The organism is Streptomyces sp. NK08204, assembly GCF_020400585.1.
Lineage (GTDB): Bacteria > Actinomycetota > Actinomycetes > Streptomycetales > Streptomycetaceae > Streptomyces.
The window spans coordinates 335,505-358,107 of sequence record NZ_JAINVF010000002.1 but is presented as its reverse complement, the minus strand read 5'-3'; the positions used below and the strand labels follow the sequence as shown (position 1 = coordinate 358,107).

Sequence of the window (22,603 nt, the reverse complement as noted above, 5' to 3'; positions counted from 1 at the left end):
GTCCCGCGGTCCGTCGTGACCGCCGCCTGCGAGCCGGTGCGCGGTCAGCAGGCCGGGGAGACGGTCCGTGCGGTCATGGGACGTTCCCGGCGGGCGGGCGCACGGCCTGCTCGCGCTGGGCGAGGCGGCTGTGGGTGCGGCCGTAGAGGAAGTAGACGGCGAAGCCGATGACCATCCACACGCCGAACCGGATCCAGGTCTCGGCGGGCAGGTTGAGCATCAGCCACAGCGAGGCGCACACGGACAGGACCGGGACGACCGGAACCCACGGGGTGCGGAAGGCGCGGGGCAGGTCGGGACGGGTCCTGCGCAGGATGACGACGCTGAAGGCGACGACGACGAACGCGAACAGCGTGCCGATGTTCACCAGTTCCGCCAGTGCGCTCAGGCTGGTGAAGCCGGCCACGATCGCGATGATCACGCCGAGCAGGATGGTCGGCCGGTGCGGGGTCCGAAAGCGCGGGTGGACGCGCGAGAAGAACCGGGGCAGCAGCCCGTCGCGACTCATCGCGAAGAACACCCGGGTCTGGCCGAGAAGAAGGATCATGCAGACGGTGGTCAGGCCCACGGCGGCGCCGAAGCTGATCACGCCGGCGTACCAGGGGTGCCCGTTCGCCTTGAACGCGTCGGCGAGCGGCGCCTCCACCGACAGCTTGGTGTACTTCTGCATGCCGGTGACGACGATGGAGACGGCGACGTAGAGCACGGTGCAGATGAACAGCGAGCCGAGGATGCCGCGCGGCATGTCGCGCTGCGGATTGCGGGTCTCCTCGGCGGCCGTGGCGACGATGTCGAAGCCGATGAACGCGAAGAACACCACCGAGGCGGCGGTGAAGATGCCCATCACGCCGAAGTTGGCGGGCGCCCAGCCGAACATCAGCTGGATGAGCGGGGCCTTGAGGCTGCCGCCCGCCGGTACCGCCTGGGACGGGGGGACGAAGGGCTTGTAGTTGTCGCCGTTGACGAAGAAGGCACCGGCGACGATCACGATGAGTACGACGGCCAGCTTGATGGCGACGACGAGGGAGGTGATCCGGGCGGACAGCTTCATGCCGAGGACGAGGACGCCGGTGAGCACCAGTACCAGGGCGGCGGCGAGGATGTCGAAGCCGAAGCCGTGAGCGGTGTCCCGACTGCCCAGGTAGTCCGGCAGGTGCCAGCCCGCGTTGTCCAGCAGCGAGCGGATGTAGCCGGACCAGCCGACCGCCACCACCGCCGTGCCCAGTGCGAACTCCAGGACCAGGTCCCAGCCGATGATCCAGGCGGGCAGTTCGCCCAGGGAGGCGTACGAGAACGTGTACGCGGAGCCCGCCACGGGGACCGTGGAGGCGAACTCGGCGTAGCACAGGGCGGCGAGCCCGCAGACCACGCCGGCCGCCACGAAGGCCAGGGACACCGCCGGACCGGCGTTGTTCTTGGCCACCTGCCCGGTGAGGACGAAGATGCCGGTGCCGATGATGACACCGACGCCGAAGACGGTCAGATCGAGCGCGGAGAGAGACTTCTTGAGCGAGTGCTCGGGTTCCTCGGTGTCCCGGATGGACTGCTCGACGTTCTTCGTCCTGAAGAGCGTGCTGCTCACGTGCCTACCTCCCACGCTTGTCGTCCTCGACTTGGCTCGACTGATCGAGAGGGCCGGGGTCGCGTCTGCCCCGGCACAGGCAGGTTCACGCACACGGGCCGGTTCCGCCACCGCTGGGAGTGGCGCAACCGGCCCGGAGACGAGCGGTTTCCCGTCGGTTTCCTAGTCGCGGGCGGGCTCCACGGACTCCACACCGGAGTCCACCGCGTCGGCCGTACGGTCGAACCGGCCGTCCAGCCTGGCGACCAGCCCGGTGACCTGGCGGGCGATGTCCGGCGCGGTCAGCCCGATCTCGGCCATCACCTCGGCGCGGGAGGCGTGGTCGAGGAAGCGCGGCGGGATGCCGAAGTCGCGCAGCGGCACGTCCACGCCCGCGTCCCGCAGGGCCTGCGCGATCGCGGAGCCGACACCGCCGACCCGGCCGTTGTCCTCGACGGTGACGACGACCCGGTGCCGGTCCGCCAGCGGGGCCATGGCCTCGTCGACGGGCTTGACCCAGCGGGGGTCGACTACGGTGGTGGAGATGCCCTGCTTGTCGAGCAGTCCGGCGATCTCCAGGCACATCGGGGCGAGGGCACCCACGGAGACCAGCAGCACGTCCGGCCGGTCGGTGCCGGGCTCGCGCAGCACGTCCATGCCGCCGACGCGGCCCACGGCCGGTACGGCGGGGCCGACGGCGCCCTTGGAGAAGCGCACCACGGTCGGCGCGTCCTTCACCTCGACCGCCTCGCGCAGCTGCGCGCGCACCTGATCGGCGTCACGCGGCGCGGCCAGCCGCAGCCCCGGCACGACCTGCAGGATGGACATGTCCCACATGCCGTTGTGCGAGGCGCCGTCGGTGCCGGTGATCCCGGCCCGGTCCAGCACGAAGGTCACCCCGCACTTGTGCAAGGCCACGTCCATGAGGACCTGGTCGAAGGCGCGGTTGAGGAAGGTGGCGTACACGGCGAAGACCGGGTGCAGCCCGCCGTACGCGAGGCCCGCGGCGGAGACGGCGCCGTGCTGCTCGGCGATGCCGACGTCGTAGATGCGGTCGGGGAAGGTGTCCGCGAACTCCTTCAGGCCGACCGGCTGGAGCATGGCCGCGGTGATCGCCACGATGTCGTCGCGTTCCCTGCCGAGCCGGACCATCTCTTCGCCGAAGACGGAGGTCCAGTCGGCGCCCGTGGCCTTGACCGGCAGGCCGGTGTCGGGGTGGATGGGGCCGATGCCGTGGAAGCGGTCGGCCTCGTCCTGGAGGGCGGGCTGGTAGCCGCGGCCCTTCTCCGTGAGGCAGTGCACGATGACCGGACCGCCGAACCTCTTGGCCCGCGCCAGCGCCGACTCCAGTGCCTCGATGTCGTGGCCGTCGATCGGGCCGACGTACTTCAGGCCCAGGTCCTCGAACATGCCCTGCGGGGCGATGAAGTCCTTCAGCCCCTTCTTCGCGCCGTGCAGCGTCTCGTACAGCGGCCTGCCGACGACCGGGGTGCGCTCCAGCACCTCCCTGGTGCGGGCGAGGAAGCGCTCGTAGCCGTCGGTGGTGCGCAGGGTGGCGAGGTGGTTGGCGAGACCGCCGATGGTCGGGGCGTACGACCGCTCGTTGTCGTTGACGACGATGACCAGCGGGCGGTCCTTGGCGTCGGCGATGTTGTTGAGCGCCTCCCAGGCCATGCCGCCGGTCAGCGCACCGTCACCGATGACGGCGACGACGTGGCTGTCCCGCTTCTTCAGCTGGTTGGCCTTGGCGATGCCGTCCGCCCAGCCGAGCACCGTGGAGGCGTGGCTGTTCTCGATCACGTCGTGCTCGGACTCGGCCTGCGAGGGGTAGCCGGACAGGCCGCCCTTCCTCTTCAGCTTCGAGAAGTCCTGCCGGCCCGTGAGCAGCTTGTGCACATAGGACTGGTGGCCGGTGTCCCACAGCACCTTGTCCCTGGGCGAGTCGAACACCCGGTGCAGGGCGATGGTCAGCTCCACGACACCGAGGTTGGGGCCGAGGTGGCCGCCGGTCTTGGAGACCGCGTCGACGAGGAAGGTCCGGATCTCCCCGGCCAGCTGGTCCAGCTCCTCCAGGGTGAGCCGGTCCAGATCGCGCGGTCCCGTGATGCGGGTCAGCAGCGGCACCCGTGCCTCCTTGCAAGTAGAGCTGATCGAGCTGTTGCCGGGCCCGTCGAGTTTAATCTTCGGGCTCAGCGGGACACGACAGCGCCCGGCACCTTCAGGGCGCCGGGCACTGTCACCCGCCTGGAGTCGCTGACGCCTGGAGGCGCTAGGCGCGACCGGCGGTCTTCTGGGTCTTGCGCGTGATGGAGTCGATGACCACCGTGGTCAGCAGAACCGCGGCGGTGATCATGTACTTCACCGGCTCCGCGATGGACTCCAGCTGCAGACCGTACTGGATCGACACGATCACCAGCACACCGAGCAGCGCGTTCCACGTGCGGCCCCGCCCGCCGAACAGCGACGTACCACCGATCACGGCGGCGGCGATCGCGTTCATCAGCAGGTCACCCGTACCGGCGCTCTGGTTGGCCGAGGCGATCTTGGAGGCCAGGAACAGGCCGCCGATCGCCGCGAAGCCGCCGGAGATGGCGAACACGGAGATCCGCACGGCGGTGACGTTGATGCCCGCACGCCGCGAGGCCTCGACGCTGCCGCCGAGCGCGAAGATCTTGCGGCCGTAGGAGGTGCGCCGCAGGACGAAGTCGGTGCCCACCAGGAACGCCAGGAAGATCACGGTGGCCAGGGGCAGGCCCTTGTACTGGTTGTACATGTAGGCGCCGGCGAAGGAGACCACGGCCAGCAGAGCGGTGCGCAGGACCGTGTCGCTGAGCGGCCGGAAGGGGACGCCCGCGGCCTCCCGGCGCCGGTTGCCGAGGAAGGAGCTGACGAAGAACAGCGCGACCACGGCGATGGCCAGACCGTAGGCGGCGGCCACGTCCGTGAAGGTGTACGTGGTCAGCTTGCCGATCAGACCGTCCGGGTCGAGGTTGATCGTGCCGTCCGGGCCCAGCACCTTCAGCATGAAGCCGAGCCAGAACAGCAGACCGGCCAGGGTCACGGCGAAGGCGGGCGCGCCGAGCACCGCGAAGAAGAAGCCGTGCAGGGCGCCGATGGCGGCACCGGCGGCGATGGCGACCAGCACGGCCACCCACTCGGGCCAGCCCTGGTTGACCGTGAGGACGGCCGCGAGCGCGCTGCCCGCGCCGCTGACCGAGCCGACCGACAGGTCGATCTCGCCGAGCAGCAGCACGAAGACGATGCCGACGGAGATCATCCCCGTGCCGACCATCGTGACCGTGATGTTGTTGATGTTCTCCGCGGAGAGGAACTCGGAGTTCAGGACCTGGAAGATGACGCAGATGATCGCGAGGCCCAGGATGACCGGCAGGGAGCCCAGCTCACCGGCCTTCATCTTGCGCTTGAACTCGTGCCAGTAGCCGAGCAGGCCCTCTTCCTGGACCAGCAGGCGCGGGTCGACCGCGGTGACCGCGGCGGCCGGGGCCTCGGGGTTCTCCACGGCGTGCGCGTCCTGCGGGGCCGCCGAAGACGCGGAGGTCTTGTCGATGCTCACTTGGAAACCTCCCCGTTCGTGCGCGCCGCACGGCGGGTCACGGCGTTGTCGGTGGCGCCGGTGATGGCGGAGATGATCTCCTCCTGCGAGGTCGCCTTGACCTCGAAGACGCCGTTGTTGCGGCCGAGGCGCAGGACGGCGACCTTGTCGGCCACCGCCTTCACGTCCGCCATGTTGTGGCTGATGAGAATGACGGCGTGGCCGCGCTCGCGCAGGCGCTCGACGAGGTCGAGGACCTGGGCGGTCTGCTCGACGCCGAGGGCGGCGGTGGGCTCGTCCAGGATGACCAGCTTGGGATCGCCGAGCATCGAGCGGGCGATGGCCACGGTCTGGCGCTGGCCGCCGGAGAGCGAGGCGATCGGGATACGGACGCTCGGGATGCGGATGGACAGCGTGGTGAGCAGCTCGCGGGAGCGGCGCTCCATCTCGACCTCGTCCAGGACGCCCCACTTCCTCAGCTCACGGCCGAGGAACAGGTTGCCGACGACGTCGATGTTGTCGCACAGCGCGAGGTCCTGGTAGACCGTCGCGATACCCAGGGCCTGGGCGTCGTGCGGCCTGCTGATCGATACGGGCTTGCCGTCCCATTCGATGACACCCTCATCGATGGGGTGCACGCCGGCGATCGTCTTGACCAGCGTGGACTTTCCGGCACCGTTGTCGCCCACCAGGGCGACCACCTCACCGGCGTGGACCTCAAGCTCTACGTCGGTGAGCGCCTGAACGGCACCGAACCGCTTGGAGACCCCGCGCAACGCCAGCACGGGCGTAGCGGACACGTGAACCATCTCCTTCGCCGCCTGACCCGGCGGGAGGTTGTGCAGAAGTTTGGGGGAAGAGTTCCGTCCGGCACCCCGCACCGAGCTTGCGGGGCTGTGTGATGGCGCGGGGCGCCGGAGGAGCTGTGCGCGGCCGTTCCGAAGTCCCCGTACCGGCGTTCAAGGACGAATGCCGGGACGAGGCACGGACGGGGACCGCTTACTTGAGGCCGAGCTTGTCGCAGGCGTCCTTGTACTTGCCCGTGCAGATCTCGGCGACGGTGTAGACGCCGTCCTTGATGACGGTGTCCTTGATGTTGTCCTTGGTCAGGGAGGTGACCGGGACCAGGACCGACGGGACGTCCGTGGCGGAGCCGGAGGAGACCTTGTCCTTGGCGATCGAGTCCAGCGACTTGCCCTGGGCGAGCGCGACGGCCATCTCGGCGGCGGCCTCGGCCTCGGGGGCGTACGGCTTGTAGACGCTCATGTACTGCTCACCGGCGACGATGCGCTGCACACCGGCCAGCTCGGCGTCCTGGCCGGTGACCGGGACCTTGACGCCCGCGGCGTTCAGGGCGGTGATGATACCGCCGGCCATGCCGTCGTTGGCGGAGTAGACGCCCGCGATCTTGTCCTTGCCGACCGCGGAGATAGCCGCCTCCATCTCGGAGTTGGCGTTGTCCGGCGACCACTCCTTGGTGTCGTACTCCTTGGCGACGGTGACCTTGCCGTCGAGGACGGAGTGCGCGCCCTTCTTGAACAGGGCGGCGTTCGGGTCGGTGACCGAGCCGTTGACCATGACGATCTTGGAGGACTTGGTGGCCTTGCTCCCCAGCGCCTTCAGCAGGGCCTCGCCCTGGGTCTTGCCGACCTCCTCGTTGTCGAACGAGGTGTAGGCGCTGATCGGGCCCTCGGCGAGGCGGTCGTAGGCGACGACCTTGATGCCGGCGTCCTTGGCCTTCTGTACGGAGTTCTGGATGGCCTTGGCGTCCACCGCGTCCAGGATCAGCACGTCCACCTTGTTGGTGATCATGGTGTCGACCTGCTGGGCCTGCAGGTTCGCGTCCTGGCGGGCGTTGTTGTACTGGATCGTCGCCTTGCCGTTCGTCAGCTCCTTGATCTTCTTCTCGATCAGCGGCCTGTCGAACTTCTCGTAGCGCGCGGTCTTGTTCTCCGGAAGGAGCAGACCGACCTTGATGTCGTCGCCCTTCTTGGCCGACTCGGAGGAAGAGCTGCTGCCCTTCGACTCCTTGGCGCTGCCACAGGCAGCCAGCGAGACGGCCATGGCACCAGCAGCAACGGCAACGGCGGCACGACGCATACGTGCGTTCACTTGATGAAACCTCCCTGACGAGGCCGCGTCGTTGCGGCCGAGGTGGCTGGAAGTCAACTCGGCCACACGTGCGACGTCAAGAAGTAAATCCTTAACGAGATGGCAACGGTGCCATGCGTTCTCTAAGTGAAGGCGGGGGTAGCGGCGGGCAACGCTCCAGCGACAGATCCCTCCAAAAGGGTCGAGTCGCCCATCTCGCTCAGGGCGAGGGCGAGCGCCCCGAGCACCTCCGCGCGACCTCCAAGTGCCCCTGGAAGAACGGACAGTTGACGCGCCGCGCTGGGGATGGCGTAGCGACCGACGGACTCCCTGATCGGCCCGAGCACCAACTCACCGGCCTCGGCGAGATCGCCACCGAGGACCACCCGGCTCGGGTTCAGCAGATTGCAGAGATTGGCCACTCCACTGCCGATGTGGCGGCCGACGTCGGCGATCACCCGACGACAGCCCGGGTCCCCGTCCCTGGCCAGCCGAACGACGCCTTCCATCGTCAGGTCGGTGCCGTGGCTGGGCTGGAGCAGCGGGAGCACATAACGCGCGGCCGTGAACGTCTCCAGGCAGCCACGGTTGCCGCAACGGCAGACCGGGCCGGACTCGTCAAGGGTAATATGCCCTATTTCGCCCGCGGTGCCTCCCGGCCCGCGGTAGATCGCCCCGTTGATCACCAGGCCGGCGCCGACACCGCTCGCGACCTTGATGTAGGCAAGATCACGCACCCCCTTGCCGCTGCCCCAGACCAGCTCGCCGAGGGCACCGAGGTTGGCGTCGTTGTCCACGTACACGGGCACACCGAGGCGCTCGCGCAGTTCCTCGGCGGGCTTGGTGCCGCCCCAGCCCGGCAGGATCGTGGTGGAGCCGAGGGTCCCGGACTCGACGTCGATCGGACCGGGCACGCCGAGCCCCACGCAGACGACCTTCGAGCGGTTGACCCCGGTGGCCGCGATCAGGCGGTTGACCAGCTCCTCCGCCCGGTCGAAACCCTGGGTGGAAGAGGCGTCGACGTCCAGCGGCTCGGCCTCCTCCGCCAGCACCTGGTGGGCGAGGTTGCCGACCGCGACCCGCAGGTGGGTGTGGCCGAAGTCGACGCCGATGACAATCCCGGCGTCGCCGCTCAGGCTGACGCTGCGCGCCCGCCGCCCGCCCGCCGAGGTGGGCGTGACCTCGACGGTCCCGCCGTCCTTCAGTTCGCGCACGATGTTGGAGACCGTCGCGGCTGACAGGCCGGTCGTCCGCGCGATCTCCGCCTGGGTGAGCGAGCCTGCCAGCCGTACGGCCCGCACGACTCGTTCCAGGTTGGCTCGGTGCAGCGACGACTGCGACCCCGGAGTCTCCATCGACTCATCCACTCCCGAACATCAGCCGGGCAGCCCCAGCGCCGCCCGTGGGCCAGGTCACATCTATGGAACCAGGCCACTTACAAGTTATGAACTCCAAGCTCGGCTGTACGGGTTCCCGCAGTCAAGTACTTGACGGAAATCGCTGTCACTTCCCTTCTTCGCCGCGTACACCCCCCAGACACGTCGACGCCACCCTGGAACAGGGTGGCGTCGGATCGTGATCGAGTTGTGACCCGAAGGGGGCTACTTGAGCGCGCCCGCCGTCAGGCCCGCGACGACCTGGCGCTGGAAGACGATGTACGCCGCCAGCACCGGGAGCATGGCCATGACCAGCCCGGCGAAGAGGCCGGACCAGTCGCCCTTGTAGCCCTGGCTGGCCGCGAGCTGGACCAGGCCCTGGGTGAGGACCTTCTTGTCGGTGTCGGTGTTCAGGACCGTGGGCAGCATGTACTGGTTCCACTGGCCCAGGAAGTTGAAGATCCCCACGCTGATCAGGCCGGGCTTGGCCATCGGGAGCATGATCTGGAAGAACGTACGGGTGTGTGAGGCACCGTCGACGAAGGCCGCCTCCGCCACCGACGTGGGCAGCGTACGGAAGAACGCCGTCAGGAAGAAGACCGTGAACGGCAGCGAGTACGCGATGTAGACCAGGATCAGCCCGTGGATCGTGTTCAGCAGCCCCATGTTGTTCACGACGTAGAACAGCGGGACCAGCGCCAGCATGATCGGGAAGCTCATGCCGCCGATGAAGAGGTAGTAGATGAACCGGTTGCCCGGGAAGTCGAAGCGGGCCAGGACATAGGCGGCCATCGAGCCGAGGACCAGGGTGCCGATGAGCGAACCGCCCACCACCAGGACGGTGTTGAGGAAGTAGTCGCTCATGTTGGCGTCGGTCCACGCCCGCGACCAGTTCTCGAAGTGGAGATGGTGCGGCAGGGCCCAGGGCGAGGTGAAGATGGAGCGGTCGTCCTTGAAGGAGGTCATCACCGCCCACAGCAGCGGCATGACCACCATGACCGCCCAGATGACCAGGATGCCGTGGGAGAAGGCGTTGAGGACGGTGCCCTCTTTCCTGGGCTTTCGAGGTTCCGCCGGGAGCACGTCCACCTTGGCGACGCTCGTGCCGGACTCGGCAGGCAGCGGGGCGGGGGGCTCGGTCGTCTTCATCGCTTCTAGAACTCCAGCCGCTCGCGACGGCCCAGCCGCATCACGATCGCCGCGAACGCGAGCGTGACCACGAGCAGGGCGACGCCGATGGTGGTGGCGTAGGCGGCCTGGCCGTCCCGGAACGCCTTCTGGTACACGTACAGGACCATCACGCTGGTCGAGTAGTCGGGCCCGCCCGGTCCGGTCGTCATGATCTGGACGACCGCGAACGACTCGGCGCCGAGCGCCATGATGCCCATGTAGACCCAGCCGGACTGCACGGTGTCCCACAGCAGCGGCAGGGTGAGGCGGAAGAACGTGGTGAGCCGGTTCGCGCCGTCCAGCAGGGCCGCCTCGTACAGCTCGGCCGGGATGGAGGCCATGCCGGCCGAGAAGAGGACCACGAAGAAACCGACCGTGGACCACACGAGCACCGCCATGACGCACCACAGCGCGAACTTCGGGTCGCCCAGCCACAGCGGCTGGACGCTGTCGAGGCCGATGCCGCGCAGGAACGAGTTGACCGCGCCGCTGTCGGGGTTGTACGCGTACTGGAACAGGAGCGCGACGATCGCGATCGAGAGCACCTGCGGGAAGAAATAGACGATTTTGTAGAAGGACGAGCCCCGGACCCCCGAGATCACGGGGCCGCCCCTCCTCCGCCGTCCGCCCACATTGATCATGAAGGCGAAGAAAAGCGCCAGACTCAGTGTCACCAGTGGCAGCACCAGAGCGAAGAGCAGACTGTGCTGCAACGACTTCCAGAAGATGTCGTCGTGGAACATCCTCTTGTAGTTGTCGAAGCCGACCATCTTGAAGTCGGGGCTCAGGCCGGTCCAGTCCGTGAACGAGTAGTAGATGGACTGGACGAACGGCCACACCACGAAGAGCGCGTACAGTCCCAGGGGCAACGCCAGAAACCCCACGATGAACCGGTACTTGCCGTGCTGCATCGCCACTCCGGTGCTGTCAGGGTGCTGGATTACTGGTGCTTGTAGTGCTTGACGGAGGAATCCTTGGCGGCCTCGTCGGCAAATCCCTGGATCCTCTTGACGGCCTCCGCCGGGGTGAGCCGGCCGGCCATCATCTCGCCGAGACCGGACACACCGATCTTCTCCTTCTGGAGCTGGACGTACCAGTCCTGAATACGCGGATTCACCACGTTGGACCCGGCCTTCTCCAGCGCCGCCACACCGGACTTCAGACCCGGCGTGAGGGTGATTCCGGTGGTGCCGCCGTTGTACGCGGTCAGCGACTTCACCTTGGCGGTGAAGTTCTTCGAGGACGCCTCCGAGAGCATGATGCGCAGCTGTTCCATGCCGCCCTCGGGGTTCGCGGCCTTGGCCGGCACGATGAACGGCTCGCCGCCGGAGGCCCAGATGGTGCCGAACGGCATCTTGTCCGAGGCGTCGATGCCGGAGGGTGCGGAGACGGCGAGGTCGAAGTCGGCCGGGATGACATTGGCCGACTCGTTCTCCACCCAGGAGCCGTTCGGGATGAACAGCGCCTTGCCCTGGGCCCAGGCGGTCTGCGACTGGATGTGGTCCAGGCCGGGGGTGCCCCTGAGGACGTAGCCCTTCTTGTACAGCTCGTAGTACGCCTCGAAACAGGCCTTGACCGCCGGGTGCTTCCAGGCGTTCGGCTCCAGGTTGTCGATGGCGTCGAGCACCTCCCGCCCGCCGACCTTGCCGATCATCGGGTACAGCGAGAAGGGGAGGTAGTACGGGTACTTGCCCGCGTAGGTCCAGCCGGCCATGCCCTTCTTCTTGGCCTTCTCGCAGACCTTGAGCATCGCGTCCCAGGTCTGCGGGTACTGCTCGTCCAGCGAGTCGAGGGCCTTCTGGGAGTACCAGACGCCGTACACCGTGTAGGCGTAGTACAGGATCCAGACGGGCTTGCCGTCGAACTGGCCCATTTCCACGATGCCGGGGCGCAGCGTGTCACGGACCTTCTTGGCCGGGTCGTCGTACGACGGGGCGTCCAGCAGCGCGGTGAGGTCCGCGAGCTGGTTCTTGCCGACGAGCACACCCATGTCCATCTGCTCGGCGCCGGAGTTGTCGATGAGGTCCGGCGGGGTGCCCTGGTTGAAACGGGGCTGGAGGGTGGACTGGATCTTCTGGGTGGCGGAGAACTTCACCTTGGCCTTGGGGAAGTCCTTCTCGTAGACCTTGACCGCGTCCTCGGCGTACTCCTTGCCGAAGCCGCCGTCGAAAAGGACGAATTCCATCCCGGCCGTCTCATTGACACCGAGCGGGTTCTTTGCGGTCTTCTTGCCCGCCTTCGCCTTCTTCTGTCCGTCGCCGCCGCTGCTCGCGCAGGCGGACAGCAGGCCCATTCCGGGGGCCGCCACCAGACCGAGCGCGGCCGAACGCTTGATCAGATCGCGGCGGCCGACACCCTCGCCACCGTGGTGCGCAGTGGATCCCATGCTCAAGTCCTCGCCTTCTCCAGGACTCAGGCGGTGAACCGGATCCTGGCCGGCACCGCGGTCGGGTAGTGCAGGGTCGTACAGGAAACGCCGACAGGTATAGTCCACTTCCGGTCGACGGAGCAAGATCGAATACAAGGTTCGCGATCGGTCTTTTCCGAGTTGAGACCTGGTGGAAATGCGAGCGCCCGGTATGGACCTGGTGCGGAGAATTCCCGCCATCAGCGCCTGAATGCCACATTCAACACCCTTGACACCCGTGGCCACTTGACCACCTACTGATTCCTGCGCGTGAAGTTGACAACGTTGTCCGAAGTCGGCGCAGGAGGGTAAGCCGTAGATGCAGCACAAGAGACAACGCAAGACTCGGTTCAGACACGGTCCGGCGGTCGTCCTCACGGCCGCCTTTGTCATGGCCGTCGGGACGCAGGGCGCGGCGGTCGCACTGCCCCAGAGGGCACCGGCCGCCGACCGGGAGTTCACCTCCTCGTTCGAGGTGAACGATCCGGCGCCGGACTGGCTGAACACCGTCGACACCGGACCGGACGGCGCCAAGCGCGCCTCGGGCGTCGACGGCGGCTACCGCACCGGCATTCCGGGCAATGTGACCGATCATGTCACCGACGTCCGGGCGAGCGGCGAGAACACGGGCTCCGGTGAGGTGAAGGAGAACCTGGTCGACGGGGAGTCCAGCACCAAGTGGCTGACCTTCCAGCCCACCGGCTGGCTGGAGTTCGACCTGGACAAGCCGGTCAAGCTGGCGACGTACGCGCTCACCTCGGCCAACGACTTCGACACGCGCGACCCGAGGGACTGGACGCTGCAGGGCTCCAGCGACGGCCACGACTGGAAGACCGTCGACACCCGTTCCGGCGAGAACTTCACCGAGCGCTTCCAGACGAAGTCCTACGACCTCCCCCAGCCGGCCGAGTACCAGCACTTCCGGCTGGATGTGACGCAGAACAACGGCGCGGGCATCCTGCAGATCGCCGACATCCAGTTCTCCACCGGCGGCACGGGCGATCCGGTGCCGCCGGACATGCTGTCCCTGGTCGACCGGGGCCCGAGCGGCTCCCCGACGGCCAAGGCACGGGCCGGCTACACCGGAAGGCGGGCACTGCGCTACGCCGGCCGGCACACGGCGAGCGGGCGGGCGTACTCGTACAACAAGGTCTTCGACGTGAACGTGAAGGTCGAGGGCGACACCCAGCTGTCGTACCGCATCTTCCCGTCGATGGCCGACGGCGACCGCGACTACGACGCCACCGACGTCTCCGTCGACCTGGCCTTCACCGACGGCACCCTGCTCAGCGGCCTGGGCGCCATGGACCAGCACGGCTTCCCGCTGTCGCCGCGCGGCCAGGGCGAGTCGAAGGCGCTGTACGTCAACCAGTGGAACAACGTGGTCTCGCGCATCGGCTCGGTGGCGGCCGGCAGGACCGTCGACCGGATCCTCGTGGGCTACGACTCCCCGAGCGGACCGGCGAAGTTCCGTGGCTGGATCGACGACGTGGCGATCGCGCCCGTCGCGCCGCAGGCTCCGAAGGCACATCTGTCCGACTACGCGCTGACCACCCGCGGCGCCAACTCCAGCGGCAGTTTCTCGCGCGGCAACAACTTCCCGGCGACCGCGCTGCCCCATGGGTTCAACTTCTGGACGCCGGTGACCAACGCCTCGTCGCTGAGCTGGCTGTACGAGTACGCAAGAGCGAACAACGACGACAACCTGCCCACGATCCAGGCGTTCAGCGCGAGCCACGAGCCCAGCCCGTGGATGGGCGACCGGCAGACCTTCCAGGTGATGCCGTCGGCGGTGGCCGGCACCCCGGACACCGGCCGCACGGCGCGTGCGCTGCCCTTCCGGCACGAGAACGAGACCGCGCGGCCGTACTACTACGGGGTGCGGTTCGAGAACGGCCTGAAGGCGGAGATGACACCGACGGACCACGCGGCCGTCCTGCGTTTCACCTACCCGGGCGCGGACGCGAGCGTGCTGTTCGACAACGTCACCGAGCAGGCAGGGCTGACCCTGGACAAGGAGCACGGGACCGTCACCGGCTACTCGGACGTGAAGTCGGGCCTGTCGACGGGGGCGACCCGGCTGTTCGTGTACGGCGCGTTCGACCGTCCGGTGACGGACGGCGGATCGAGCGGGGTCAAGGGCTACCTGCGCTTCGACGCGGGCGCGGACCGCACGGTCACCCTGCGCCTGGCGACCTCCTTGATCAGCGTCGATCAGGCACGGGACAACCTGCGCCAGGAGATCCCGGACGGCACCTCCTTCGACACGGTCAGGGAGCGGGCCCAGCGGGCCTGGGACAAGCTCCTCGGCAAGGTCGAGGTGCAGGGCGCGAGCGCGGACCAGCTGACCACGCTCTACTCGAGCATGTACCGGCTGTACCTGTACCCGAACTCCGGATTCGAGAAGGCCGGGGAGAAGTACCGGTACGCCTCGCCCTTCTCCCCCATGCAGGGTCCGGACACGCCGACGCACACGGGCGCGAAGATCGTGGACGGCAAGGTGTACGTCAACAACGGCTTCTGGGACACCTACCGGACCACATGGCCGGCGTACTCCTTCCTGACGCCCGCTCAGGCGGGTGAGATGGTCGACGGGTTCGTGCAGCAGTACAAGGACGGTGGCTGGACCTCCCGGTGGTCCTCCCCCGGTTACGCCGACCTGATGACCGGCACCTCCTCGGACGTCGCGTTCGCCGACGCCTACGTCAAGGACGTGAAGTTCGACGCCAGGGCTGCCTACGAGGCGGCGCTGAAGAACGCCACGGTCGTGCCGCCGGCGTCGGGCGTGGGCCGCAAGGGGATGAGCACCTCGCCCTTCCTCGGTTACACCAGCACCGACACGCACGAGGGCCTGTCGTGGGCCATGGAGGGCTACGTCAACGACTACGGCATCGCCCGGATGGGCGAGGCGCTGTACCGGAAGACGGGCGAGCAGCACTACAAGGACGAGTCCGAGTACTTCCTCAACCGCGCCCGGGACTATGTGAACCTCTTCGACGCCAGGGCGGGCTTCTTCGTCGGCCGCACCGCCGAGGGCGACTGGCGGGTGGACTCCACACAGTACGACCCGCGCGTGTGGGGTTACGACTACACGGAGACCAACGGCTGGGGCTATGCCTTCACGGCCCCGCAGGACAGCCGGGGTCTGGCCAATCTGTACGGCGGCCGGGCGGGCCTGGCGGACAAGCTGGACGCGTACTTCACGACGCCCGAGACGGCCTCCCCGGACCTCGTCGGCTCCTACGGCGGTGTCATCCACGAGATGACCGAGGCCCGGGACGTGCGGATGGGCATGTACGGCCACTCCAACCAGGTCGCGCACCACGTGATCTACATGTACGACGCGGCCGGCCGGCCGTGGAAGGCGCAGCGGTACGTGCGCGAGGCCTTGTCCCGGCTGTATGTCGGCAGCGAGATCGGGCAGGGGTACCACGGCGACGAGGACAACGGCGAGCAGTCCGCCTGGTACCTCTTCTCCGCGCTCGGCTTCTACCCGCTGGTGATGGGCAGCGGCGACTACTCCATCGGCTCCCCGCTGTTCAAGCAGGTCACCGTGCATCTGGAGAACGGCCGGGACCTGGTCGTCAAGGCGCCGAAGAACAGCGCGAAGAACGTGTACGTGCAGGGCGTGACGTTCAACGGCCGGCCGTGGACGTCGACCTCGCTTCCCCACTCGCTGCTGTCCCATGGCGGTGAGCTGGAGTTCTCCATGGGTCCCAAGCCCTCGTCCTGGGGCACGGGCAAGAACGCGGCCCCGGTCTCCATCACCCAGGACGACAAGGTGCCGCACCCGCGCCGGGACGTCCTGACGGGTGAGGGCGCCCTGTTCGACAACACGTCGGCGACGGACGCGACGCTCTCCTCGGTGGACCTGCCGGTCGAGGACGCCGCCAAGGCCGTCCAGTACACGCTGACCTCGCCGGCCGACCGCACGCAGGCGCCGACCGGGTGGACCCTGCAGGGCTCCACGGACGGCAAGGACTGGCAGACGCTGGACCACCGCACCGGCGAAACGTTCACCTGGAACCGTCAGACCCGCGCGTTCACGATCGCGGCGCCCGGTACGTACACCAGGTACCGCCTGGTGCTGGACGGCCGGGCGACGCTGGCGGAGGTGGAGCTGCTGGCCTGACGGCTGACCGGGCGGCTCAGTGCTCGTGGCCGCCGTGAACACCTGCAGGCCGGGGTTCTCCGGCAGCCGGACGCTCCGGACGGCCCTGCCGTCCGGGGCGGTGAAGGGCCTGGCGGCGCAGACGCAGGCCCTTCACCGGTCCCGGCCGGCGCCCACGGCATTGCGGTTCGCGGGCCTGGTGACGGCCAGGGCGGTCGGGGCGGGGGCGCCGTTCAGTGACGTGCGTGCCGCTCGCGTCGTGCCGCCGGCGGTCCCAGGTCCCGCCGTTCTGCCGTTCTGCCGTTCTGCCGTTCTGCCGTTCTGCCGTTCTGCCGTTCTGCCGTTCTGCCGTTCTGCCGTTCTGCCGTTCTGCCGTTCTGCCGTTCTGCCGGGCGACTGTCGGCGGTCGGTCGCCGGGCGCGTCAGGCGCGGCGGGCGGTGGCCCGGACGGTGTCGAAGCAGCGGTCCAGCGGGTTCGCGGCCGCCCGGTCGGCCCTCGGCGGGGGCCCGGCCGGCGCAGGAGATGCCGACCGTGACGTCCACCCGGCCGGTGCCGGGCACGAACCGACGTGGCCGCCGGCGTCCCGGCGGCAGACGCATGACGCGGTGGTACCACGGATGACCGCGCCCGACGCCGACGGGCGCCCCGGATCACCCGGCCGGGCTGGCCGCAGCAGCCTGACATCGTTATCGACATCACGTCGGCCGAGCCGGACATGAGGTCCATCGATCGGTCCAGCCGTAGTCACCCGCGAACCACGGTGCTACAAATATTGCATGTCGGACACTTTCGCCCGACTCAGGCATATCGTTCGACGCTCGATCGGCAGGAGCCCGCGCAGTGTCGCCGGACAGGTCTTCGTCCTGCATCTGGCACTCGTCGTGGTGCTCGTGGTCGGCGCCGTCTTCGCCCTCGTCCTGCAGTCGGAACGTGACAACAGTACGGAGGCGAAGCGCCGGTCCGTCGCCGTCGCGCAGACCTTCGCGCACTCTCCGGGCGTCATCGCGGCGCTGCACGCCCCCGAGCCGTCCAAGGTGCTCCAACCGCTCACCGAGGCGGGCCGCACGAGTGCGGGCGTCGACTTCATCGTGGTGATGGACACCAAGGGCATCCGTTACACCCACCCCCTCCCGAGCAAGATCGGCAAGCGGTTCGTGGGCACGATCGGACCGTCACTGGCGGGAAAGGTCTACACCGAGAGCGTCCACGGCCCCCTCGGCCAAGAGGTACAGGCGACCGTGCCCGTCCGCGACCCCCACGGCAAGGTCATCGCCCTCGTCTCCGCCGGGCTGAAGGTCAAGAACGTCACCGGCGAAGTGAACAAGCAACTGCCGATCATCCTGGGCGCCGGGGCCGGAGCCCTCGTGGTGTCGACCGGGGGGACGGCGCTGGTGGGCAGGCGGCTGCGGCGGCAGACCCGCAGCCTGGGCCCGGAGGAGATGAGCCGTATCTACGAGCACCACGACACGGTGCTGCACTCGGTGCGCGAAGGGGTGCTGATCGTCGATGAGGACGGGCAGCTGCTGCTGGTCAACGACGAGGCCCGGCGGCTGCTGGAGCTGTCCCCCGAGGCCGAGGGGCGGCACCTGACGGAGCTGTCGGACCTCGCGCCGGAGATGGCGGAGCTGCTCGTCTCCGGCCGCGAGGCCAACGACGAGGTGCACTTCGCCGGCGGCCGGCTGCTGGCGGTCAACCAGCGGCCCACGGACCAGACGGGAGGCCCCAGGGGCACCGTGGTGACCCTGCGCGACTCCACCGAGCTCCAGGCGGTCTCCGGCCGGGCGGAGGCCGCACGGGAGCGTCTTGAGCTGCTGTACGATGCGGGGCTCGGCATCGGCACCACCCTCGACGTGGTCCGCACCGCCGACGAGCTGGTGCAGCTCGTCGTCGGGCGTTTCGCCGACTTCGTCACCGTGGACGTGGCCGACGCCGTGCTGCACGGGGACGAGCCGGCCCCCACGGCGACGGACCTGCGGCGGGTGGCCGTGGGCGGCGTCCGGGACGACCACCCCCTCTACGAGAAGGGCCGGCTGATCCACTTCCTGCCCTCCACCCCGCAGGCGCGCGGCTACGGCGCGGGCCGGACCCAGCTGGTGACCGACCTGTCGGCCGCGCCGGACTGGCAGGTGCAGGACCCCGAGCGCGCCCAGCAGATCGTCGAGTACGGCATCCATTCGCTCGTCGCCGTCCCGATCCAGGCCAGCGGCGTCGCGCTGGGCGTGGTCAACTTCTGGCGTTCCAAACGGGACGCCTTCGACAAGGAGGAGCTGTCGCTGGCGGAGGAGCTGGTGGCCCGTGCCGCGGTCAGCATCGACAACGCCCGCCGGTACACCCGCGAGCACGCGCTCGCGGTCACCCTGCAGCGCAGCCTGCTGCCGCGGGCGCTGCCCGAGCAGAGCGCCCTGGAGGTCGCCTACCGCTACCTGCCCGCCCAGTCGGGCGTGAGCGGGGACTGGTTCGACGTCATCCCGCTGCCGGGGAGCCGGGTGGCGCTGGCCGTCGGGGACGTGGTCGGGCACGGCCTGCACGCCGCCGCGACGATGGGCCGGCTGCGTACCGCGGTGCACAACTTCACCACGCTCGACCTGCCGCCCGACGAGCTGCTCGTGCATCTGGACGACCTGGTGAGCCGCATCGACCAGGACGAGAGCTCCGCGGACACGGCCGGGGCCGTCGTGGGCGCCACCTGTCTGTACGCGATCTACGACCCCGTGACGCGCCGCTGCGTCATGGCACGCGCGGGCCACCTGGCACCGGCGCTGGTGTCCCCCGACGGCAGCGTCACCTTCCCGGACCTGCCGGCCGGGCCGCCGCTGGGCCTGGGCGGCATGCCGTTCCAGACGGCCGAGCTGGAGCTCGCCGAGGGAACCCAGCTCGTGCTGTACACCGACGGGCTCATCGAGGACCGCAGGCGTGACCTGGACGAGGGCATGGAGCTGCTGCGCCGGGCGCTGGCGGGGCACCCCGAGCGGTCGCCGGAGGAGGGCTGCCAGGCGGTGCTGGAGGAGTTGCTGCCCGAGCGTCCCAGGGACGACGTGGCCCTGCTCATCGCGCGTACCCGGGCGCTGCCGGCCGGGGACGTGGCGGACTGGGACGTGCCGCGGGACCCGGCCTCCGTGTCGGGGATGCGCGCCGCCGTGTCCGACCAACTGGAGCGGTGGGACCTGTCCGAGCTGGGCTTCGGCATGGAACTCGTGCTGAGCGAGCTGATCACCAACGCCATCCGGTACGGCACCGAGCCGATCCATGTACGGCTGATCCGTGACCGCACACTGATCTGCGAGGTGGCCGACGGCAGCAGCACCTCGCCGCACCTGCGCTACGCCGCGACGACGGACGAGGGGGGGCGGGGCCTGTTCCTGGTCTCGCAGATGACCGAGCGCTGGGGCACCCGGTACATCCCCCAGGGCAAGGTGATCTGGGCGGAGGTGGCGCTGCCCCGGTTCCCCGGGTTCCCGCCCCCTGAGCTGTCCGTGCTGTAGCAGCAGGGCCGCATCCCCGTCGCCGGGGATGCGGCCCTGGTCCGCTGTGCCGTACCGCTTACTTGCGGATCAGGCTGCGCAGCACGTACTGCATGATGCCGCCGTTGCGGTAGTAGTCGGCCTCGCCGGGGGTGTCGATGCGGACGACCGCGTCGAACTCGACGCCGCTGTCGGTGCTGACCTTGACCGTGCGCGGCGTGGTGCCCTCGTTCAGCTCGGTGACGCCGGAGATGGAGAAGGTCTCCTCGCCGGTCAGGCCGAGGGACTCGGCGTTGGCGCCCTCCGGGAACTGCAGCGGGAGCACGCCCATGCCGATGAGGTTCGAGCGGTGGATGCGCTCGTAGGACTCGGCGATGACGGCCTTGACGCCGAGCAGCGCGGTGCCCTTGGCCGCCCAGTCGCGGGACGAGCCGGAGCCGTACTCCTTGCCGGCCAGGACGACCAGCGGCACACCGGCCGCCTGGTAGTTCTGGGAGGCGTCGTAGATGAAGGAGACCGGGCCGCCCTCCTGCGTGAAGTCGCGGGTGTAGCCGCCCTCGGTGCCCGGCGCGATCTGGTTGCGCAGGCGGATGTTGGCGAACGTGCCGCGGATCATGACCTCGTGGTTGCCACGGCGGGAGCCGTAGGAGTTGAAGTCACGACGCTCCACACCGTGCTCGGTGAGGTACTTGCCGGCCGGGGTGTCGGCCTTGATCGCACCGGCCGGGGAGATGTGGTCGGTGGTGACCGAGTCGCCGAGCTTGGCGAGCACACGGGCGCCGGTGATGTCCTCGACGGGGGCCGGCTCCATGCCCATGCCCTCGAAGTACGGGGGCTTGCGGACGTAGGTCGACTCGGCGTCCCACTCGAAGGTGTTGCCGGTCGGGACGGGCAGGGACTGCCACTGGGCGTCGCCCGCGAAGACGTCGCTGTAGGACTTGGCGAACATGTCCTCGCCGATGGCGTTGGCGACGACCTCGTTGACCTCGGCCTCGGTCGGCCAGATGTCCTTGAGGAAGACCGGGTTGCCGTCCTGGTCGGTGCCCAGGGCGTCCTTGGTGATGTCCACCTTCATGGAGCCCGCGATGGCGTACGCGACGACCAGCGGCGGGGACGCCAGGTAGTTCATCTTGACGTCGGGGTTGATCCGGCCCTCGAAGTTGCGGTTGCCGGAGAGCACCGAGACGACGGCGAGGTCGTGTTCGTTGACGGCCTTGGAGACCTCCTCCGGCAGCGGGCCGGAGTTGCCGATGCACGTGGTGCAGCCGTAGCCGACCAGGTTGAAGCCCAGCTTGTCCAGGTACGGGGTGAGGCCGGCGCGCTCGAAGTAGTCGGTGACGACCTTCGAACCCGGGGCGAGGGTGGACTTGACCCACGGCTTGCGGGTCAGGCCCTTCTCGACCGCCTTCTTGGCGACGAGGGCGGCGCCGATCATGACGTACGGGTTGGAGGTGTTGGTGCAGGAGGTGATGGCCGCGACCGTCACCGCACCGTGGTCCAGCTCGTAGGTCGTGCCGTCGGCGGCGGTGACCGGAACCGGGTTGGACGGGAAGCCGTTGGGGTGGACGGCCGGGGCGTCGGAGGCCGGGAAGGACTCCTTGCCCGCCTCGTCGATGTCGTCGACGTAGTTGCGGACGTCCAGCTTGAACTGCTCGGCGGCGTCGGCCAGGACGATACGGTCCTGCGGGCGCTTCGGGCCGGCGATGGACGGGACGACCGTGGACAGGTCCAGCTCGAGCTTCTCGGAGAAGTCCGGCTCGGCCTTCGGGTCCAGCCAGAGGCCCTGCTCCTTGGCGTACGCCTCGACGAGCGCGACCTGCTGCTCGGAGCGGCCGGTCAGGCGCAGGTAGTTCAGGGTCTCGTCGTCGATCGGGAAGATCGCGGCGGTGGAGCCGAACTCGGGCGACATGTTGCCGATGGTGGCGCGGTTGGCCAGGGAGGTGGCGGCCACACCCTCGCCGTAGAACTCGACGAACTTGCCGACGACGCCGTGCTTGCGGAGCATCTCGGTGATGGTGAGCACGAGGTCGGTGGCGGTGGTGCCGGGCCGCAGCTCACCGGTGAGCTTGAAGCCGACGACGCGCGGGATGAGCATGGAGACCGGCTGGCCGAGCATGGCGGCCTCGGCCTCGATGCCGCCGACGCCCCAGCCGAGGACGCCGAGGCCGTTGACCATCGTGGTGTGCGAGTCGGTGCCGACCAGGGTGTCCGGGTAGGCCTTGCCGTCGCGGACCATCACGACACGGGCCAGGTGCTCGATGTTCACCTGGTGGACGATGCCGGTGCCCGGCGGGACGACCTTGAACTCGTCGAAGGCGGTCTGGCCCCAGCGCAGGAACTGGTAGCGCTCCTTGTTGCGGCCGTACTCCAGCTCGACGTTCTGCTTGAAGGCGTCGTTGGTGCCGAACTTGTCGGCGATGACGGAGTGGTCGATGACCAGCTCGGCCGGCGCCAGCGGGTTGATCTTCGCCGGGTCGCCGCCCAGCTCCTTGACGGCCTCACGCATGGTCGCGAGGTCCACGACGCAGGGGACGCCGGTGAAGTCCTGCATGATCACGCGGGCCGGCGTGAACTGGATCTCCTGGGACGGCTGTGCCTGCGAGTCCCAGGTGCCGAGGGCGCGGATGTGGTCGGCGGTGATGTTCGCGCCGTCCTCCGTGCGGAGCAGGTTCTCCAGCAGGACCTTGAGGCTGTACGGCAGCCGGGCCGAGCCCTCCACCTTGTCCAGCCGGAAGATCTCGTACGACTCGTCGCCCACCTGCAGCGTGCTGCGGGCGTCGAAGCTGTTCGCCGACACGACAGTCTCCTTCATTGATGTGCGCGTACCACCGCATCCTGCCGCCACACCGACCCGGCCGAACCGCTGAGGCAA

12 protein-coding genes are annotated in these 22,603 nt (G+C 68.7%); 2 read left to right on the top strand and 10 right to left on the bottom strand.

The annotated features are described in order from the left end of the window. Window positions 1-73: 73 nt before the first annotated feature. The 9 genes from K7G59_RS04670 to ngcE all read right to left on the bottom strand — a co-directional run bounded on the left by K7G59_RS04670 (window position 74) and on the right by ngcE (window position 12,137). Window positions 74-1,582: an amino acid permease gene (locus tag K7G59_RS04670; RefSeq protein ID WP_225830530.1), complete on the bottom strand. Its 1,509-nt coding sequence runs from the start codon at window positions 1,580-1,582 to the stop codon at window positions 74-76. Window positions 1,583-1,744: 162 nt separating this feature from the next. Then, window positions 1,745-3,685: a 1-deoxy-D-xylulose-5-phosphate synthase gene (gene dxs, locus K7G59_RS04665; protein ID WP_225830529.1), complete on the bottom strand. Its 1,941-nt coding sequence runs from the start codon at window positions 3,683-3,685 to the stop codon at window positions 1,745-1,747. Window positions 3,686-3,830: 145 nt separating this feature from the next. Then, a complete protein-coding gene (locus tag K7G59_RS04660; protein WP_225830528.1) occupies window positions 3,831-5,135 on the bottom strand; it encodes a sugar ABC transporter permease in 1,305 nt (434 codons plus the stop codon). Continuing rightward, window positions 5,132-5,923, bottom strand: coding sequence for an ATP-binding cassette domain-containing protein (locus tag K7G59_RS04655; RefSeq protein ID WP_225830527.1), 792 nt, complete (start codon window positions 5,921-5,923; stop codon window positions 5,132-5,134). Before K7G59_RS04655 ends, K7G59_RS04660 begins: the two co-directional genes overlap by 4 nt. A 190-nt stretch (window positions 5,924-6,113) precedes the next feature. After that, window positions 6,114-7,214 carry a substrate-binding domain-containing protein gene (locus K7G59_RS04650; protein WP_225830752.1) on the bottom strand — a complete coding sequence of 367 codons (1,101 nt, stop codon included), beginning with the start codon at window positions 7,212-7,214 and terminating at the stop codon, window positions 6,114-6,116. A gap of 134 nt (window positions 7,215-7,348) precedes the next feature. After that, entirely contained in the window at window positions 7,349-8,560 is a 1,212-nt protein-coding gene (locus K7G59_RS04645) for an ROK family transcriptional regulator (RefSeq protein WP_225830526.1), read from the bottom strand. A 246-nt stretch (window positions 8,561-8,806) separates the two neighbouring features. Then, on the bottom strand, window positions 8,807-9,730 hold the full coding sequence (locus K7G59_RS04640; protein WP_225830525.1) for a carbohydrate ABC transporter permease: 924 nt from the start codon (window positions 9,728-9,730) through the stop codon (window positions 8,807-8,809). Window positions 9,731-9,735: 5 nt separating this feature from the next. Next, entirely contained in the window at window positions 9,736-10,662 is a 927-nt protein-coding gene (locus tag K7G59_RS04635) for a carbohydrate ABC transporter permease (protein WP_225830524.1), read from the bottom strand. A 29-nt stretch (window positions 10,663-10,691) separates the two neighbouring features. Then, window positions 10,692-12,137: an N-acetylglucosamine/diacetylchitobiose ABC transporter substrate-binding protein gene (gene ngcE, locus K7G59_RS04630; RefSeq protein ID WP_225830523.1), complete on the bottom strand. Its 1,446-nt coding sequence runs from the start codon at window positions 12,135-12,137 to the stop codon at window positions 10,692-10,694. A 412-nt stretch (window positions 12,138-12,549) separates the two neighbouring features. Between ngcE and K7G59_RS04625 the strand changes: the two genes are divergently transcribed. Beyond that, the gene (locus K7G59_RS04625; protein WP_225830751.1) at window positions 12,550-16,290 is read left to right on the top strand and encodes a GH92 family glycosyl hydrolase; all 3,741 of its coding nucleotides are present in this window, start codon (window positions 12,550-12,552) and stop codon (window positions 16,288-16,290) included. Window positions 16,291-17,046: 756 nt separating this feature from the next. Then, a complete protein-coding gene (locus K7G59_RS04620; RefSeq protein ID WP_225830522.1) occupies window positions 17,047-19,752 on the top strand; it encodes a SpoIIE family protein phosphatase in 2,706 nt (901 codons plus the stop codon). 58 nt (window positions 19,753-19,810) lie between these two features. Here the strand turns inward: K7G59_RS04620 and acnA are convergent, their stop codons facing one another. After that, on the bottom strand, window positions 19,811-22,528 hold the full coding sequence (acnA, locus tag K7G59_RS04615; protein ID WP_308294992.1) for an aconitate hydratase AcnA: 2,718 nt from the start codon (window positions 22,526-22,528) through the stop codon (window positions 19,811-19,813). Window positions 22,529-22,603 lie beyond the last annotated feature (75 nt).

What these genes read in the sequence shown, in the direction of transcription:
- K7G59_RS04625 (WP_225830751.1), top strand. Translation starts at nt 12,550, where the DNA reads ATGGCCGTCGGGACGCAGGGCGCGGCGGTCGCACTGCCCCAGAGGGCA.
- ngcE (WP_225830523.1), bottom strand. Translation starts at nt 12,137, where the DNA reads ATGGGATCCACTGCGCACCACGGTGGCGAGGGTGTCGGCCGCCGCGAT.
- K7G59_RS04650 (WP_225830752.1), bottom strand. Translation starts at nt 7,214, where the DNA reads ATGCGTCGTGCCGCCGTTGCCGTTGCTGCTGGTGCCATGGCCGTCTCG.
- K7G59_RS04645 (WP_225830526.1), bottom strand. Translation starts at nt 8,560, where the DNA reads ATGGAGACTCCGGGGTCGCAGTCGTCGCTGCACCGAGCCAACCTGGAA.
- K7G59_RS04635 (WP_225830524.1), bottom strand. Translation starts at nt 10,662, where the DNA reads ATGCAGCACGGCAAGTACCGGTTCATCGTGGGGTTTCTGGCGTTGCCC.
- K7G59_RS04640 (WP_225830525.1), bottom strand. Translation starts at nt 9,730, where the DNA reads ATGAAGACGACCGAGCCCCCCGCCCCGCTGCCTGCCGAGTCCGGCACG.
- K7G59_RS04655 (WP_225830527.1), bottom strand. Translation starts at nt 5,923, where the DNA reads ATGGTTCACGTGTCCGCTACGCCCGTGCTGGCGTTGCGCGGGGTCTCC.
- K7G59_RS04620 (WP_225830522.1), top strand. Translation starts at nt 17,047, where the DNA reads ATGTCGGACACTTTCGCCCGACTCAGGCATATCGTTCGACGCTCGATC.